The following is an 18,729-nucleotide window of genomic DNA, read 5'->3' as shown; positions in this document are numbered from 1 at the left end:
ACATTGATATTGCTATTTTGTAGTATCATGAATAATATACTTATTTGGAGGGAGAAATTATGAATTTAAACGAACCAAGAACTACAAACAAAGAATTGTTGGCATGGGTAAAAGAAATGGCTGATATGTGCCAGCCAGATAATATTTATTGGTGTGATGGTTCCCAGGAAGAGAATGATCGCCTGTTACAAGAGATGGTAGATTCAGGGATGGCAATCCGCTTGAATCAGGAAAAGCGTCCGGGATGCTACCTGTTCCGCAGCCATCCGTCCGATGTTGCCCGTGTTGAGGACAGGACTTTCATAGCATCAAAAACCAAGGAAGATGCAGGTCCGACAAATAACTGGATAGATCCTGTCGAGCTTAAGAAAACTATGACAGAGTTATACACCGGATGTATGAAGGGAAGAACCATGTATGTAATCCCATTCTCCATGGGTCCAATAGGTTCACCTGCATCCAAGATCGGCGTTGAGCTGACCGACAGCCCTTATGTTGTAGTTAACATGCGTATTATGACCCGTATGGGCCAGGCAGTTCTCGATGCACTGGGTGACGGGGAATTTGTAAAATGTCTTCATTCAGTAGGTGCTCCTCTGGAGAAAGGACAGAAGGATTCATCATGGCCTTGCGCTCCGATGGAAAAGAAATATATTAGCCACTTCCCTGAAGAGAGAACTATATGGTCCTATGGTTCCGGATATGGCGGTAATGCTCTCTTAGGAAAGAAATGCTTCGCACTGCGTATAGCTTCTGTTCAGGCCCGTGATGAAGGCTGGTTGGCTGAACATATGCTGATACTCAGAATTACTGATCCTAATGGCAACAAGACTTATATCGCAGGAGCTTTCCCAAGTGCTTGCGGTAAGACCAACCTGGCGATGCTTGTTCCTACTATTCCCGGATGGAAGGTTGAAACCATCGGTGACGACATAGCATGGATGAAATTCGGAAAAGATGGCCGCTTGTACGCTATCAATCCTGAAGCAGGGTTCTTTGGTGTTGCACCTGGTACATCATCAGAATCTAACCCCAATGCTATGCACAGCATAGAAAAGAATACCATATTTACCAACGTTGCATTGACCGACGATGGCGATGTTTGGTGGGAAGGCATCGGATATGATGCTCCGGATCATCTCATCGACTGGAGAGGAAATGACTGGACTCCAGGTTCCGAGACACCGGCAGCTCATCCCAATGCTCGTTTCACAGCACCTGCTGGCCAGTGCCCTGTAATTGCTCCTGAATGGGAAGATCCTCAGGGAGTGCCGATTTCTGCAATATTGATCGGTGGACGTCGTCCAAGCACTATACCGTTGGTTCACCAGAGCTTCGATTGGAACCATGGTGTATTCATGGGTTCAATAATGGGTTCTGAAATTACCGCTGCTACAATTTCCAAGGATATCGGTCAGGTTCGCCGTGACCCATTTGCAATGCTGCCTTTCTGCGGTTACAATATCAGCGATTATCTGCAGCATTGGCTGAATATCGGAACAAAGACCGATGCCGACAAGCTGCCTAAGATATTCTATGTTAACTGGTTCCGTAAGGATGCTAACGGCAAATGGTTATGGCCTGGATTCGGCGAAAACAGCCGTGTACTCAAATGGATCGTTGAAAGAGTTAACGGTGTGGGCAAGGCAGTAAGCACTGCTATTGGTTATATGCCTACTCCTGATGCAATAGATGTAGAAGGACTTAAGGTAAGCAAGGAAGATATGGAAGAACTGCTTAAGGTTAACAAGGATGAATGGTTAAAAGAAGTTGCTTCCATAAGAGAGCATTACGCTAAGTTCGGAGACAGGCTGCCTAAGGAACTGGTTGCACAGCTCGACGCTCTCGAAAAGAGATTGAACGAAATGTAATAATTTCAATAGAATTTAAAAACTGGTCGATAAGCGCCAATGGCTTGTCGGCCAGTTTTCGCATATTTACGATACATAAAGGCAATAATGGCAATTAAAAAAGGGTGGTTAAAATTACCACCCTTTATTTCTTTTATAAAACTTTGCGTATTTTAGAAGGTTCATATTCTCTTATGGTTTTGGTATTGCCTTGTTCAGTAAACAATACCTGCACCATACCCTGTTTCGCATTGAGGACTCTACCTTTGAGTTTGCTTCCAATAACATTTACCGGAGCATTTTTAGCCAATTCCCTGATGTTAACCGAGCTGCAATATTCACATGTTTCTTTTTGAGTGAAAATTCTCTTGCAGTCAAGACAGTAATTCAGCTTATCCATAAGTATACCTCCATAAATTATAGTGATTTCGGGTTATAGAGAAATATAAACCCTAAACGCCTGCATTTATTATATTCTACTTATTTCCTCGGATTCCTCTATTTTTTAGTCATTATTTAATTTGATTGTGCTCATGCCATCCGTCATAGCTTATGATAGTCCATCGGATCGCAGAACTTCATAGTAGAAGGTTTTTTTATGAATGGTGCACAAATCAACGGGGAAGGCCGTTATCATGCTTGGGTCAAATATGTTTTTATAAAAATACTACTTGACAAATAGGAATAGTAAAGTATAATAAAATCATACCCCACCCCATGGGGGGTAGGTATACAGTGCTGTTATTTAGCTGCTGATGATATAAACTTAATTTTTGGTGAAATATATAACATTAATAAAGTCAGAAGGAATGCGACCAGGGCTGGTATTCGTCAGAGCACGGGATTTAATTCCGGGTGAAGCAGTTTGCAACAAGCCTTTTAATACCATCGATTTAATGCCATTGAAGTGAAAGGCGGGTTTTGCAAGCATTCACCGCCTTATGGTATTGATGAATTATACGGAATCAATGCATCCATTATTGGCTGGACTCATTCCTATACTAAATAGTGTAGCAGCATTATACAAGTACCTTACTAAAGGAGGGATTGCATGGACTGCAACGACAAAAAGCAGGTTATGAACCTGATAAAGACCGCCAGGGGTCAGATGGATGGAATTCTAAAGATGCTGGAGGAAGACAGATATTGTGTTGATATTTCAAAACAGATACTGTCTGTTCAAGCTTTGCTCAAAAAAGCCAATCTGAAGATAATCGACCAGCATATAAAGCACTGTGTGAAGCAGGCATTTACGGAAGGGAATGGCGATGAAAAGGTAAATGAGGTCATGGAGTTGATTGATAAATATGCAAAATAGCACATTTCGTCGGGAAAAGATAGGCCTTGCTGCAAGAGAAACTTATCTTCCGGCAATTGCTTTCCCATCATTGCCGAGATGCAATTTCTTCAATATTTTATGTATGGATAGGACGGTGAAAGGATGAAAAAGGAAACATTGAACATAACCGGCATGACCTGCGCATCTTGCGTCAAGGCGGTGGAAAGAAGTGTAAAGAGGCTGGGGAACATAAATTCAGCCGATGTAAATTTAGCTACCGAAAAGTTAGTGGTGGAATTTGATGAAAGCCAGGTGACCCTTGATGAAATAAAGGAAGCAGTGAAAAAGGCCGGTTACGGTGTTGAAGAGGAAAAAAACGATATCCTGAGGGATGTGACGATACCTATTTCCGGCATGACCTGCGCATCCTGCGCAAAAGCTGTGGAAAGAGCGATAAAAAAGCTGCCGGGAATAAGGGAAGTAAGTGTAAACTATGCTACCGAAAAAGCCAGGGTTTTGTATGATCCTGGCAGCACGAGGATTTCAGAGATAAAGAACGCTGTATCCAAAGCCGGGTATAAGCCTATGGAGGTGGAGGCCGGTGAACAGGTGGACAGAGAGAGGGAACGCAGGGAAAAGGAACGAAAGACCTTGTGGACAAAGTTCCTCGTTGCGGTTATTTTCACTGCACCTTTGTTGTACATCTCCATGGGGCATATGATGGGACTGCCCATGCCCGATTTCATAATGCCGGAAATGCATCCGTTAAACTTTGGGCTGGTGCAGCTCATCCTGGTTATACCTGTCATGATTTCAGGCTATAGGTTTTATACTGTAGGTTTCAGCAGACTGTTCAAAGGAGAGCCTAACATGGATTCCCTTATCGCGGTGGGTACTAGCGCAGCCTTTCTGTATGGCATTTATGCCATTGTACAGATAATTAACGGAAACACGGAATATGCCCAGGACCTGTATTTTGAGACTGCGGGGGTTATCATTGCCCTGATCATGCTGGGAAAATATCTGGAGGCTATTACCAAGGGAAAGACCTCCGAAGCTATTAAAAAATTGATGGGACTGTCGCCGAAAACCGCCACCGTTATCCATGATGGAAAGGAAATGGTCATACCCATCGAAGAAGTGGAAGTGGGGGACATAATCCTGGTAAAACCCGGAGAGAAAATTCCTGTCGATGGCGAAGTAATAGAAGGCAGGACTTCGGTGGATGAATCCATGCTCACGGGAGAGAGCATCCCGGTGGAGAAATATGCAGGCAGCAAGGTGGTAGGTGCAAGCATAAATAAAAATGGCACCATCCGGTTCAAGGCAACCAAGGTTGGCAAGGACACCACTTTGGCGCAAATAATTAAGCTGGTGGAAGATGCCCAGGGCTCCAAGGCGCCCATAGCCAAACTGGCAGATATAATAGCCGGTTATTTCGTACCGGTGGTCATTGCCATCGCTGTTCTGGCAGGTGTGGCATGGTATATTTCCGGAGAATCCCTCATTTTCTCCCTCACCATTTTTATATCCGTCCTCGTTATAGCATGTCCTTGCGCTTTAGGACTGGCTACGCCTACCGCTATAATGGTAGGCACGGGTAAAGGCGCAGAATACGGGGTTTTGATAAAAGGGGGAGAAGCTCTGGAAACTGCCCACAGGATAAAAACCATTGTATTTGACAAGACCGGTACTATCACTGAAGGAAAGCCCAAGGTGACGGACATAATCACTGCAGAAGGCATGGACGAAGCAGAATTGCTTAGACTGTCGGCCTCAGCGGAAAGAGGGTCCGAGCATCCTCTTGGAGAAGCTATCGTCAATGAAGCAAAGGATAAAAAAATGGACTTGCTGGAGGTGGAAAGCTTTGAAGCAATTCCTGGCCAAGGTATTGAGGTGGTGATAAAGGGCAGGAAAATGCTCCTGGGCAATAAGAAGCTGATGGACAGCAGGAATATAGAGATTACACTGCAGAAGGAGTCCGACAGGCTGGCCGGGGAAGGAAAGACGCCTATGTTTGTTGCGATAGACAACAAGCTGGCCGGGATAATAGCCGTAGCCGATGTGATGAAGCCAAGCAGCAAGAGGGCTATCGAAAAGCTCCATGAAATGGGCATAGAGGTGGCCATGATTACCGGGGATAACAGAAGAACAGCAGAGGCGATTGCAAAGCAGGCGGGCATAGACAGGGTGCTGGCAGAGGTTTTGCCTCAGGATAAAGCGAAAGAAGTGCAGAAGCTCCAAGCAGAAGGCAAAAAGGTTGCCATGGTTGGCGACGGTATAAATGATGCTCCGGCTCTGGCTCAGGCAGACATAGGCATTGCCATAGGCTCCGGAACTGATGTGGCGATGGAGTCGGCGGACATAGTGCTGATGAGAAGCGACCTTATGGATGTGCCTGCCGCTATAGAACTGAGCAGAAGGACCATAAGGAACATCAAGCAAAATCTCTTCTGGGCGTTTGGATACAATACCGCAGGCATACCCATTGCGGCAGGAGTGCTGCACATTTTCGGAGGGCCACTTCTTAGCCCGATGATTGCGGCTGCCGCCATGGCTTTCAGCTCGGTATCGGTACTGACAAATGCGTTGAGACTAAAAAGATTCAAGCCTTTGCATTAAACAATAGGGCAGTTTGCCGGAATTCAGGCAAAAGAATATGTTAAAGGGAGATTTATTGGCTATCGTTGAATTTTTCCACTTATGCTTTCGTAGAATTATTATTCGTACTCAGCATAAGTAATCTCAACAAATTCTCCCTATGCCATTTCAATTTTAAGATATAATAAAAATAGTAAAATAAATCAGTTTGTTGTGCTATCGAAAACGCTGGCACAATGAGAAAGTTCATGAAAGGAGAATTATGATGACAAAAAAAGTATTTATAGAAGGCATGTCATGCAAACACTGTGTAATGCACGTTGAAGAAGCGCTAAAAGAAGTAAGCGGCATAAAAGAAGTAAAGGTTAGTCTGGAAGGAAAGGTTGCAGAGATCGAGCTGGAACATGATGTGGATGATGAGAAGATAAAGGCTGCGGTAGCCGATGCAGGATATGAAGTTACCGCCATACAGTAAATTGTTGCTTTACTGCTGGCATACGAATCAAATCAGGTATAGTGATATATAGAAGCATAGAAGCATAGAAGCATAGAAGCATAGAAGCATAGAAGCATAAAACTACTCCTTCTTGGTTAAGCATTAAAAAGCTTTTGCCAGGGAGGAGTAGTTTTATGTCAACATTAACATAGCAGCAGGATAAGAAATCAGTTATGGGCAATAATTTCCGGATTGAAAGCGCCGGGAGCGCCTTTCATAAGGACGTGCAATTCGTATCGTAAAAAGGCTTATACCCTTCAGAATTTAAAGGAGCTCTCCCTTCAGGCCTATGGCCAGGTCTGTCAAACCCTCCTTGTTTTAAGTAAAGTTTTTGCTTTTATTAAATTTTCCATGAGCCAAAATTCATAAAGTGTTGTATACTATTTATTATAAAATAGAAGATATCATATTCTTTTTATCTAATTAAAAATCGTACTGGTAAAGCCGTTTCATGTAAAGAGGAGCAAGGGACTGTATGATGACAATCCTGTAAAAATGGCCGAAGGAATCCCATAAAATTGCTTGAAGAATGCATCGCTTCTGGCGTCAGTCAAGGACGGGACGGAGTTGCTGACCCTTGACAGCCATATGAAAGAGATGGTAAGGTAATCAAGCAGCATTATGTATTGATATGAGCTAAAAAATTTGCCGTGCTGAATTAATGATTGAATATTGACAAAATGAGCCGGCTTGTTAGAATTGAATACTCCACCTTCATGTATTGTAAGCCCGTAAAGGAATATGAATTGCATCCATATCGTGGGCAGATAGGACGAAGAATTTGGGGCACGACCCCTTGATAAATGGGAGGGATGTCACCGAAGAAAATTCGGATTCCTTAATACGCAATGCTTCAATAAGATTGCTTCTTAAGTGGAAACACATCACATTTCATATTTTTGTAAGACCGCAATGCAGAAAAATTAGAAAATTGCCGGGAGAGATTAGGCCGATCTTTTGGCTATTACCATCACTGAGTTGATAAGGGGGATGCAAATGACTTTAAGAAAGCCTCTCAATTCCATATATTTCAAAATCCTTGTCGTCTATCTCATAACTATTTTGCCCATATATGCTTTGTTTGTTATTTTCCAAATACGAATTTCAAAGGACATAAACAATGAAAGAAGTGAAGTGATAACAAACTACACCAATAGAAGCATAACCTTCATAGAGAATGAACTCGCGCGTGTTTATAATACCCAACAGATAATGGCGGCAAATAACTTTGAAATAACGATGCTGCACCGGGGATACAATAAAATAAATGCATATCAGTTGGGTAAGCTTGTCCAGAGCATAAATGATAACCTGTGGTCTATTAAAAAATCCAGCTCGCTGGTAGATTCTGTAAAGTTATATATTCCTGCGATTCAAAGAGAGGTATCAACAATTAGTTATTTTGACGTCATTTCCGAAAATATGGCGGAAAACCTGTATCTCAATACAATGGATACCCAGCAGGGGAGTGTGGCTTATGCGGACAAGCAGATGCTTCTTTGCCATTACAATACCTTTACCGGAAAGGACACCCTTCCTGAATACATGATATGTGTGCAATTGTCTGAAAAGAGCATTCGATCCATGCTTGGCGCTGCAAGCGATGATGTATTCTGGATCATTCACAACCAGGATTTTCAGATGAGCAATGACCCTAACCCTAATAACGCACAGGTGTTGATTGAATCATCCAAAAAATATGATATGATTGATAATGAAATTATAACGGATGTTATAGATATTGACTCAGTGAAATACATTGTATCCTATGTGAAATCCCCTGTATTAAATTGCTTGATATCATACTATACGCCTTTGTCAGAGATCATGGTACATATGCAGTCCTATATCAATATTGTTTTGATTATTGGCATCTGCACCTTGGTCGGCGGATTAGTCCTGGCATTTTATCTCTATAGCATGCTGAAAGTGCCCCTCAACCATCTTTTGGATGCTTTTCGGCAGATGGAGAAAGGTAATCTGGATATGGAGATCCACTACCGCAGCAACAATGAATTCGGAACGGTTTTCAAATTTTTCAATAAAATGCTGACGCAGCTGAATTCTATGATCAATCAGGTTTACTTGGCTCAAATCAATCTGAAAAAAGCTCAGCTGAGGCAGCTTCAGGCACAAATCAACCCGCATTTTCTGTATAACAGCTTTGGTATTCTGACCCATTCAATAATGCGAAATGATAATGAGGTAGCCCTTTCAATGGCAAATAACTTATCTAGCTACTTCAAATATATAACCAAAAACATCGATGAGGATACTACTTTGGGCAAGGAGTTTGAATTTGCCCAAACTTATCTGAACATCCAGAAAATACGCTTTCAGAATAAGATTCATATAGAGTTTAAACCCATAGTAGAGCCATATAGTGATATTAAGGTTCCACGTATGATTCTGCAGCCCTTAATCGAGAATTGCTACAAACACGGCCTCAAAAATACGGAATATTCCGGGCGCGTTAGCCTCACATGGTATACTGAGGATAATAACCTGTTTATCGAAGTCAAAGATAATGGATGTGGCATCAATGCCTCTGAACTGGAGAAGCTCAAAAAGTATCTTGACGAAGGAACATTTTCGGAGCATGATGGGTTGCAAAATGTAAACCAGCGTCTTAAACTTAAATATGGCAGCGAGTATGGACTCCATGTGGAGAGTGTGGAAAATGAATATTTCAAAGTCACTGTTACTATACCTGTTTTAAAGGGAGCCTGATATTATGTATAATCTGCTGATTGTTGATGATGAGCCAATAATAACAGACAGTTATTTTGAATACCTCAGCGATAAATATGCCAATATGTTAAATATTCAAAAGGCTTACACCCCTTCAGAAGCTTTGCAGAAGGCGCATAACAGAGTGGATATTCTCATAACGGATATCACCATGCCGCGAATGGACGGTTATACCCTTCAAAAGAAAATATGCCAGATATGGCCCAAATGCAATGTAATCTTCCTTACAGGAAACGAGGAGGTTCACTTTGCCCAAAATGCCATACGTCAGGCATCTTTTGTCGATTATGTTCTTAAGAATGAGCATTTCGATGTATTGGCTAAAGCCGTCAATAAAGCAATAGAAAAGATCGAATCTTCAATCAGGGCGGATGAAGTTTTTCTGCGCATGCAAAAAAATATCCAGCTTGCTTTGCCGATGCTTCGTAAAGAGTTTTTTATGGACGTTATAAATGGAAAAATTACAGACCAGCAAGCAATAAATAAAAAGCTAAATCAATATAGCATAGAGCTGAATGCAGAAAATCCTGTAATCCTCCTGGGAGCAGTCATAAAGGAGGATAAGGGAAGAGACTGTCAATTAGGACAATCCGACAACAACCTGTCCGTACTGGCTGTAGACAGTGTGTTAAGCGAGCATCTGAAGCATACTCACAAGCATTATTGTGTAAACATGGACGGAGGTTTTGTCTTATGGTTTATACAAAAGGCAAGGGAGGATATGATGGATATATATCAGGGAGACAGCTTCCAATATGTTCTTTCCTTGCTGGACATCATTCAGGACTCCTGCTCGAAAATATTAAAATCCGATGTTTCTTTTGTCATTGCAGACAATCAATGCAGTTGGGATGAACTGCAATATAAATTTTTTGCCATTAAGAGGGCAATTCACAGACATCATAACCTCAATGAATCGATATTGATAGCAGAGAACAGCTTTGAACTTCAGGACGAGATATCTTCTGAAGAACAGTACAAGCAATTCCTCCAGGAAATAGAGCATTCGTTGCTTTGCAATGATCGTGAAAGAGTTTTCAAGGCAATTGACAAGCTCGATAAAATATTGGGGAATGTCGATCTTGTCGGCTTTCATTATAAAATCAGTGCGATTTACATAAAATGTCTTGAGGCGATAGCCGCGCCTTTTGATGTTTACAAGGAGATCTGCTCTGTGCTCTTTAGCGTGGATATTTCAAACATATCCGGCGAAAATCTGATTTTGACGTACAAGCAAATCACAGAAACCCTTTTCGCCCAGTCCATTGAGTATAACAATGCTGTGACAGATATGATAAAACAGGTAGAAGAATATATAGACAACAACCTATCCGGGGATTTGTCCCTTACTGCAATCTCTTCGATGGTTAACTACAGCCCGACATACTTCTCAAAGCTGTTTAAAAAAGTAACAGGAGAGAATTTCAGCGATTATATACTGGCTAAAAGACTAAAAAAGGCACAGGAATTGCTTTGCGAAACCAATATGAAAGTTGGAGATATCGCCAAGATGGTTGGCTATGAATCCGTGCCTTATTTTATCAAATCCTTTAAGCGTCTATTGGGTAGAACACCAAATGACTATCGAAATTAATGATTCATGTTTGGCAAGATATCTACTTATATCTTTTTCATGCTGTAATAGCTGGCAAGATTGAGCTATTTTGCGATGCATTTGTGACAACAACGTTATATTGAACACCTATAGGTGCAGGGATATAATCAGATTATGATGTTAGTTTGCCGGCATCCTTTCAACATCATATTTTTATGTAAAGCAGCCTTTAAAATGAGATGACACTATCTAGCAGTGAAATCAGGGAGGTAATATTAATGAAAAAAGGGTTAAGCACGCTCTTAGCTATCTTTGTGGTATTTTCTATGATCTTGTCTGTGGTAGGCTGTCAGGGCAATAAATCATCTGGGGAAAGCAACGTTCAGAGCACAAGTGAAGATACCTCACCCGCCACTACTGCGCAAACAACATCAAACCAGGAAAGTGAACCAGTCGACCAATTCGGTAAATATACACCCGCCATAGAACTTACAGCCATCAGAGGTATTCCGGCAGGCTCAACGGAAGCCAACTATACTGATAATGTTTGGATTCAAGAGTATGAAAAACAGTTGGGCATAAAGCTGAAATACAAATGGATGGTTATCGGAGACCAGTATGAACAAAAAGTGAACCTCATGCTGGCCAGCAATGACCTTGCGGATGTCATGCAGGTAAATTTGCGCCAGCTTTATCAGATGGCGGAAGCCGGACAAATACAAGATTTAAAAGCGGTATGGGATGCATATGCAACAGATCAAGTTAAGGCAGCAATGACCGCAGGGGGAACATCAAGTTTTGATATTGCCACAATAGATGGAAAGCTCTATGGTATACCGGCTGTTGTTCCTATCCTTGAAAGCATGCATGTGCTGTATGTGCGTGAGGACTGGAGAAAAGAATTGGGTTTGCCTGAGCCTAAAACCATAGATGACATGGAAAAAATAATGTATGCCTTCCGTGATCAGGACCCCAATAAGAACGGGGAGAAGGATACTTTAGGGATAGGATTGAACAAGAACCTTTTCACAAATGGATACGAAATCACCAGTTTTTGCAATATGTTCGGAGCCTATCCGAGAGCATGGGTGGAGGATGCCAACGGAAATCTTCAGTATGGCGGCATAATGCCTGAGATGAAGGAAGCGCTGCTCAGGCTCAACAAGTATTATAAAGAAGGTTTGATTGACAAGGAGTTTACAGTAAAAGATGAAGATAAAGCTTCACAATCGGTTGCAAAAGAGCAATTGGGTATGTTCTTCGGTGTTCAGTGGGCTAGCTTCATAGGAGATGCCGTACCTTCCGCATTTAAGAATAATGAAAATTGTGAGTGGACTATTTATCAATTGCCTGATGGACCCAAAGGCCCGACCAAGCCTATAGTTTATAACAATACCAACAGCTTCCTGGTTGTAAGTTCTGAGTGTAAATATCCTGAAGCACCGGTAAAGATAAACAATTACATTCACCTGATGGGCTTGGGACCGCAAGGCGAAGGCAGGTTTGCAAAGACGTATGAAGAGTGGAAAGAGCTTTGGGATGTGTGCGGAGACGGTTTGTGGCTTCCTGAAACTGTACACGGTAACATTCAAAGATGGATCAATACCTTTAAAGCTATTGAAACAGGGGATACTACAGAGGTTAATAAAAACTATTTAAACATCCAGCAGTACACAGATGTCAGCAACTTCTTAAAAGATGGACGTAAGATGAAAAATATCAATGGAGAAGAAGACTTGGGTCTTGCCGCCGCAGCCCATGGTTGGGTTATGTCGGGAAAGAATTTCCTGAAAGCTATAGAACTGAATGACGCAGGTATGCTCCAGTATGACAGGTTGGGTAAGTATGTATCGCCGACTATGATTGAAAATCAGGCTACGCTGGACAAAATGGAACTGGAGATCATTACCAGAATCATCGTAGGTGATGCAAGTATTGACGAATTCGACAACTATGTTGAACAGTGGAAGTCATTGGGCGGAGAACAGATAACCAAAGAGCTCAACGATTGGTACAGCAAGAATAAATAAGCATCAGTTTACACTTGGATTGAACCGGGTGGTAAACCACAACAATTCATCACCCGGTTCAATCGCATTCGCTTTGTGTAGACAGGCTGGAGGGATAAAATCTTGAACGCAAAATTGAGGGATTTCAAACGCAATTTACCATTTCACCTTATGTTGTTGCCTTGCGTCATTATGCTGGTGATTTTTAACTATATTCCCATGTATGGCGTGAAAATAGCATTTCAAAAATTCATACCGGCCCGAGGAATGTTTGGGGAGCAGACTTGGGTAGGTCTTAAGAATTTAACTTACATTTTCAAAATGCAAGATTTTTATATAGCGCTGCGCAATACGATTTTCATATCCTTTATGAAATTATTTTTAGGCATGTTGACTTCCATTATTTTTGCGATACTGCTCAACGAACTCCGCAATAATAAGCTAAAGAGAACAATTCAGACTGCAGTTTACCTTCCCCATTTCTTATCATGGATCATACTGGCAGGGGTTTTTGTGGATATTTTTTCGCCGTCCTACGGAATTATCAATAAGCTTATTAAAGCGCTGGGCTTTGAGCCAATATTCTTTTTGGGAAGCAACAAATGGTTTCCAGCTGTTCTGATCGGAACGGAAGTATGGAAAGAGTTTGGATTCGGAACAATAGTATATTTAGCTGCAATAGTGTCAATAGACCCTAGTTTGTATGAATCGGCAATTGTGGATGGCGCAAACAAGTGGAGGCAGATATGGCACATAACCATACCGGGTTTGCTGCCTATAATAATCTTGCTGTCCCTTTTGAACATCGGCAGCATATTGAATGGAAATTTCGACCAGGTATTTAATCTGTATAGTCCGCAGGTATACCGATCCGGAGACATTCTTGATACCTTAATATATAGAGTAGGTCTACTGGATGCCAATTACAGCCTTTCAACTGCAATCGGGCTTTTCAAATCCCTTGTTTCGTTGGTGTTGATTTCCACATCCTATTACCTGGCATATAAAGTGGCGGATTATCGAATTTTCTAAGGAGGAGAGCAGATGAGAGCAACAAGGGGTGAACGAGTATTTTACTTTATAAACACAATATTTCTTATATCGGTAGCAATTATATGTCTTGCTCCACTGATACACATTTTTGCGATATCCCTAAGCGCAAATGAGATGGTGACAAGCGGAAAAGTAACTTTCTGGCCTAAAAAGTTTACTTTGGTCGGCTATGAATATATCCTCGAAAATAAACTTTTTTGGAAAGGCATGTACAATTCACTAATAAGGGTGGTGCTTGGCTTGGCAGTAAATCTGCTGTTTACTGTGCTGGCAGCCTATCCCTTATCAAAGGAAACATCCAGATTCAAGCAAAGAACGTTTTATGCCTGGATTTTCTTTATACCCATGATATTTGGCGGCGGATTGATACCTACTTTTATACTGGTAAAAGACTTGAAACTGATGAACAGCATATGGGCATTGATCCTGCCGGGGGCGGTTCCCATATTTTATATCCTTTTGATGCTGAACTTCTTTCGCGGGCTGCCCAATGAGATGGAGGAGGCTGCATTGATAGACGGGGCCAGCCAATGGAGAATATTATTTACCATATACATACCTTTATCTCTGCCGGCGCTGGCCACAATTTGCGTTTACGCAATATTAGGTCATTGGAATAGTTGGTTTGACGGGCTTATATATTTAAACGATCCCAATAAGTATCCCGTTATGACCTATTTGCAGACTGCTGTCATCAGTATAGATTTTAATAAGTTAACCCCTGAGGAAATACAAAAACTCTCAGTTCTTGGTGATAAAACCTATAAGGCTGCGCAGATATTCCTCGGCTCATTTCCTGTTCTGGTGACCTATCCGTTTTTTCAGAAATATTTTACTAAAGGCCTGGTTTTAGGTAGTGTGAAAGGATGAAATGGAATGAAGAAAAAGGTCTTAATATATCTTTTGCTGGGAGCGATCATCTGCCTTCCGCTATTTGGATGCCAAAGCACGGGGGATAATTCAAAGCCATCGTCGGACTCAGCTACCCTTGCGCCTGCTGATGAAAGCACCACAACTGCCGACAATCAGACTGAAGAAGATATAATTATGGAAGAAGTCAAAGTTAAGGATGTAGTGGTAGCTGCGGATTTCAGCAAGAGGGTCGGCCCTCCGTTAGTTAAGAAATTCTCCATGTTCAATAGCGGACTGGTGCCAATAAAAAATTATGACAGGGATTTTAAAGCTATTGAAGATTTATATTGTGATTCATTGCGCATAGATACGGGCATAGGTGCGAAAGATTTTGCATTATGTGATGTAGTTGGAGGAACCAAGGATAATATAACCTATGATTTCGAGAAGATTGATTACCTGTCCAAAATGTTCAATGACCTGAAGGTTCTGCCTTACTATTCTTGGACATATATACCAAAGCCTTTGCAGGATTCAGGGGACCATCGCAGAGGACCCACTGACCTGGATAAATATGGGAAGATCCTGGAGGATTTCGCAAGGCATTTTAGGGAAGCCGGAATCAGGATAGGATATCATGAAATATATAATGAGCCTGACCTGGAAAATGTGTTCTATGCGGGAACCTTTGCAGAATACATGGAGCTCTATAGAATAGGCAGCCTGGCTATAAAGGCCGGAGATCCTGATGCAGTTATAGGCGGACCGGCGTTGGCGTCACCGGAGAATGTACAGAATACAAATGCTTTTCTTGATATGGTCGTCAAGGAAAAGCTGCCGTTGGATTTCTTCTCATATCATCATTACTGGCTGAATGGAGGATATGACCAGAAGTATAGGATTGTAAAGCAGGCATTGAGCAAATACGATGAATTTAAAACAACCGAGATACATTTGAATGAAATAGCCTATGTCAATGGATGGCTGCCGGGTGAAGACAGCATTAACAATTTTTATGAGGTTGCCCCCCATGTATTCAAAATGCTCAATGAGATGTTGGCAGCTCCGGACATAACCGTGGTATCCTGGGCTCAGTTTTTGGAGTCAACCGTGGTGGGCGATGCCTATGGAATAATTTATAGGGATGGGACAAAAAAAGCTATTTACAATGCCTTTAAAATTTATGCGGATATGCCGGTGGCAAGGGCGGAGCTTCAAACATCCAACCCTGCAATCGACGGAATGGTATCTTATGAAGATAACAAAGCAGCCATCCTTTTGTATAATACCGGCATTGAAACCTATAATCTGAAAACCACTCTCGAAGGGCTTCCCTTCAAGCCGGAGGAGGGCAGACTGTACCGGATAGACAAGAATAATGCCAGCTTTTTTAACGGTGCAAAGGAAGACCTGGAAATATGCGAGAGCTGGGATATGCATGACGGCAAAATACCTGACACCGTAATAGAACCTGGCGCTACCGTTTATATAACCTTAGTGGGAGATAAAGGAATTAAGGATTTTGATCCAAAGAGCAGATATGTTGATTTTCCTGAAGATATCAGGCTGCATTACTACTTTGAAGACAGGGACAAAAATAACTATTCCTTTATCGACCGAAAATCATGGAGAATCGACCTGGGGATGGGAGAGAATGTATCGGCCTATTCTGTGGCAGGTGTAACCTTTAAAGAGTTGCCGGAAATCATGCATGTATCCACCAAAACTTATGGCAATCTTAATTTTAGCAATGAAAATGCCTATCTGGGTGTCAGAATAGATTTCTTTGACGGAAAGGATTACACATACTCTGTTGCATTTTGCCCGGAAAATTTTGCAAACAGGGAAAAAACCCTGAGGTGGGGCACTAAAAAGAAAGTGGATAAAATAGTCGTTGTCGAGGACTTTAAAGAATTTGATGTGAACATTAGTGAGTATATTCCGGATAATGCATCCAGCCAAAGGGCCATTGTAACTTTCGAAATGGAAAATACGGGTCCTGAAACATGCGCAGAATTTCATATCAATAAGAAATGAGGAGGATAGTATATGAGAGAAAAATGGAGCTGTGAAAAAGCGTGGGATTGGTATAATTCAAAAAAATGGATAGTCGGCTGCAACTATATTCCCAGCGACTGCATAAGCTATCTTGAAATCTGGCAGGAATATGAATTTGATAAAAAGCTTGAAACGATGAACAGGGAGCTTAAGCTGGCAGCAGATACCGGAATGAACAGCGTCCGGATGTTCTTTCCTTTCCAGGTGTGGAAGTATCAGCGCAAGGGGTTTCTTGAAAGAATTGAAACATTCCTGGATATGGCGCAGAAATATGGAATAACCATGATGGCTGTATTTTTTGATGATTGCTGCGGCCCTAAGGAGCACTATGGCAAGGCAACTTTTGGCAGGCAGCCGGATCCCACTCCTGGCTATCACGGAGGTTTCCCACCGGCAAAATTTAATGAGGAGCCTCCCATAGGCTATCAGGTTATGGATGTGGAGGAAGAAGAGGAAAATATATTGGAGTATGTAAGGGATATCGTGAGCAAATTCAAGGACGACCAACGAATTATTGTATGGGATATATTAAATGAGCCTGGAAACTCAAACCGCGGTTCAAAAAGCATGAAAAAGATGGAAGCTGTGTTTGAACTGATTCGTTCGATAAATCCCATACAGCCTTTGACAGCCGATGCATGGTCTTTCCCCGACGGAAAGCTGAATTTTAATAATGATATAATGGAGATTGAAAAAAGGGCTTTGGAGCTTTCCGACGTCATTACATATCACTTTTACGGGGATTATGACAATTCTGTAAAGGTAATTGAACAATTAAAAAAATATAACAGGCCAATGATTATCACCGAATGGCTGCATCGACCCTTTGGCAATAATGTTGAAACTCATTTGCCCCTTTTCAAAAGGGAGAAGATCGGCTGTTATAACTGGGGCCTGGTGGCCGGAAAAACTCAAACCTACGAGCCGTGGGAAAGCATAAGAAACATACCGGGGCTTGATTTGAGCAAATGGCAGCATGACCTTTTCCATGCGGATTTATCTCCTTATGATCAGAAGGAAATTGATATATTTAAAAAGCTGACCCTTGACAGATGAATGAATTTTTACAGGGAAAGAGAAGTTTTTTCGGTATCACCCCCATAACAAAACCAGTCTATGGAGATAAATGCCAATCCTTGTCATGAACTCATAATCATCTTAATATTCACAATCAAAAGAGCAGATAGTGCATATGCACCGTCTGCTTTTTTGTTTTGGTAACTAATATTGTTTTTTGGCATTCTTTTATGATGTTTGGCTGTATTTATTGAAATGATATTTTCGATACCATATAATCAAGACGAAATAATATTCTTCTTGTGAGGTCCAAGAAATTAAGAACATTTTTGAAAGGTGGTTTTGACCCATGCAACATCATATCAAAAACAAGATATACCATGTGGAAATTTTACCTCCAAAGCAGGACACCGAAAAGCTGGAGGCTGATCTTGAGCTTTTTGCCAACAAATATAACAGAGTTTTGGAGAGTGGTTATTGTGCCTGTATTACGGATAACGCAATGGGGCACCTTTCTTTTCAGGGTACTGAGATGATTGAAGAGCTGGGTCTTGAGGTCCGGCCCGAACAGGTGATGATTCATCTGAACACATTCCATACCAAAGAGGACCTGCACAAAATTCTTGATACATGCAAATCTCTGGGCATTAAATATCTGCTGGTAATAAGCGGCGACGGCTCGGAGCGCCTGCCAAAGCTGCGCCCTTCCGATATCGGAGTGGAAGGAGTTGTGGAGTCGGTTACTTCTGTGGAACTGTTAAAATACATCAAAGAACAGTATCCTGATACTTTTGTCCTGGGTGTGGCCTTCAATCCCTATGAGCCGCCGGAGCATGAGTTTGAGAAGCTGGAAAGGAAGTTGAAGGCAGGAGCGTCTTTTATAGTGACTCAGCCCATCATCGAAAAGAATAAGATGGTGGATGAGCTTTTGGAAAAGCATCCGGATATACCGGTGATCGTTGAGGCATGGATGAGCAAAAAGCTTTACCTTCTCTCAGATGCGGTGGGATATGAGATTCCACAGGATACGGAGTATGATCCTATAGAAACGTTGAAAATGCTGCATAAGCTCTACCCTGGATGCGGTGTATACTTGGCGCTATTGGGATTCAAGACGCAATATCATCTTTTGGAGAATACATGGCTTTGATTTAAAATCAGCAAAGCAGGTGACGGTGAAACATTCAAGAGTCAGGCAATAAACAGGC

General features: G+C 41.8%; 13 protein-coding genes. 12 read left to right on the top strand and 1 reads right to left on the bottom strand.

All coding sequences use genetic code 11. The features are described 5' to 3' along the window. The first annotated feature begins 59 nt into the window (after positions 1-59). Positions 60-1,871 carry a phosphoenolpyruvate carboxykinase (GTP) gene (locus CDO33_RS11205; protein WP_103080079.1) on the top strand — a complete coding sequence of 604 codons (1,812 nt, stop codon included), beginning with the start codon at positions 60-62 and terminating at the stop codon, positions 1,869-1,871. Positions 1,872-2,004: 133 nt separating this feature from the next. On the opposite strand, the gene CDO33_RS11200 is transcribed toward CDO33_RS11205, so the two are convergent. Next, complete coding sequence (locus CDO33_RS11200) at positions 2,005-2,250, bottom strand: hypothetical protein (RefSeq protein WP_103080078.1); 246 nt, start codon at positions 2,248-2,250, stop codon at positions 2,005-2,007. 651 nt (positions 2,251-2,901) lie between these two features. Here CDO33_RS11200 and CDO33_RS11195 point away from each other — a divergent pair. The 11 genes from CDO33_RS11195 to CDO33_RS11145 all read left to right on the top strand — a co-directional run bounded on the left by CDO33_RS11195 (position 2,902) and on the right by CDO33_RS11145 (position 18,671). Further along, complete coding sequence (locus CDO33_RS11195; protein WP_103080077.1) at positions 2,902-3,168, top strand: metal-sensing transcriptional repressor; 267 nt, start codon at positions 2,902-2,904, stop codon at positions 3,166-3,168. A 123-nt stretch (positions 3,169-3,291) separates the two neighbouring features. Continuing rightward, positions 3,292-5,751 carry a heavy metal translocating P-type ATPase gene (locus CDO33_RS11190; protein WP_103080076.1) on the top strand — a complete coding sequence of 820 codons (2,460 nt, stop codon included), beginning with the start codon at positions 3,292-3,294 and terminating at the stop codon, positions 5,749-5,751. Positions 5,752-5,992: 241 nt separating this feature from the next. Then, complete coding sequence (locus CDO33_RS11185; RefSeq protein ID WP_422678790.1) at positions 5,993-6,205, top strand: heavy-metal-associated domain-containing protein; 213 nt, start codon at positions 5,993-5,995, stop codon at positions 6,203-6,205. Between the two features lie 1,017 nt (positions 6,206-7,222). Next, on the top strand, positions 7,223-8,956 hold the full coding sequence (locus CDO33_RS11180; protein WP_161496427.1) for a sensor histidine kinase: 1,734 nt from the start codon (positions 7,223-7,225) through the stop codon (positions 8,954-8,956). 4 nt (positions 8,957-8,960) lie between these two features. After that, complete coding sequence (locus CDO33_RS11175; RefSeq protein WP_103080073.1) at positions 8,961-10,571, top strand: response regulator transcription factor; 1,611 nt, start codon at positions 8,961-8,963, stop codon at positions 10,569-10,571. 239 nt (positions 10,572-10,810) lie between these two features. After that, entirely contained in the window at positions 10,811-12,562 is a 1,752-nt protein-coding gene (locus CDO33_RS11170; RefSeq protein ID WP_161496426.1) for an extracellular solute-binding protein, read from the top strand. Between the two features lie 150 nt (positions 12,563-12,712). Beyond that, the gene (locus tag CDO33_RS11165) at positions 12,713-13,573 is read left to right on the top strand and encodes an ABC transporter permease (protein WP_103080148.1); all 861 of its coding nucleotides are present in this window, start codon (positions 12,713-12,715) and stop codon (positions 13,571-13,573) included. A gap of 12 nt (positions 13,574-13,585) precedes the next feature. Continuing rightward, the gene (locus CDO33_RS11160) at positions 13,586-14,464 is read left to right on the top strand and encodes a carbohydrate ABC transporter permease (protein WP_103080071.1); all 879 of its coding nucleotides are present in this window, start codon (positions 13,586-13,588) and stop codon (positions 14,462-14,464) included. 6 nt (positions 14,465-14,470) lie between these two features. After that, a complete protein-coding gene (locus CDO33_RS11155; RefSeq protein ID WP_103080070.1) occupies positions 14,471-16,483 on the top strand; it encodes a GH39 family glycosyl hydrolase in 2,013 nt (670 codons plus the stop codon). A 12-nt stretch (positions 16,484-16,495) separates the two neighbouring features. After that, entirely contained in the window at positions 16,496-17,560 is a 1,065-nt protein-coding gene (locus CDO33_RS11150) for a cellulase family glycosylhydrolase (protein ID WP_103080069.1), read from the top strand. A gap of 310 nt (positions 17,561-17,870) precedes the next feature. Further along, positions 17,871-18,671: a methylenetetrahydrofolate reductase gene (locus CDO33_RS11145; protein ID WP_103080068.1), complete on the top strand. Its 801-nt coding sequence runs from the start codon at positions 17,871-17,873 to the stop codon at positions 18,669-18,671. The last annotated feature ends 58 nt before the right edge of the window (positions 18,672-18,729 follow it).

It is taken from the genome of Clostridium thermosuccinogenes, from assembly GCF_002896855.1.
Lineage (GTDB): Bacteria > Bacillota > Clostridia > Acetivibrionales > DSM-5807 > Pseudoclostridium > Pseudoclostridium thermosuccinogenes.
The sequence above is the reverse complement of the archived record's forward strand: the minus strand, read 5'-3'. Positions and strand labels throughout refer to the sequence as shown.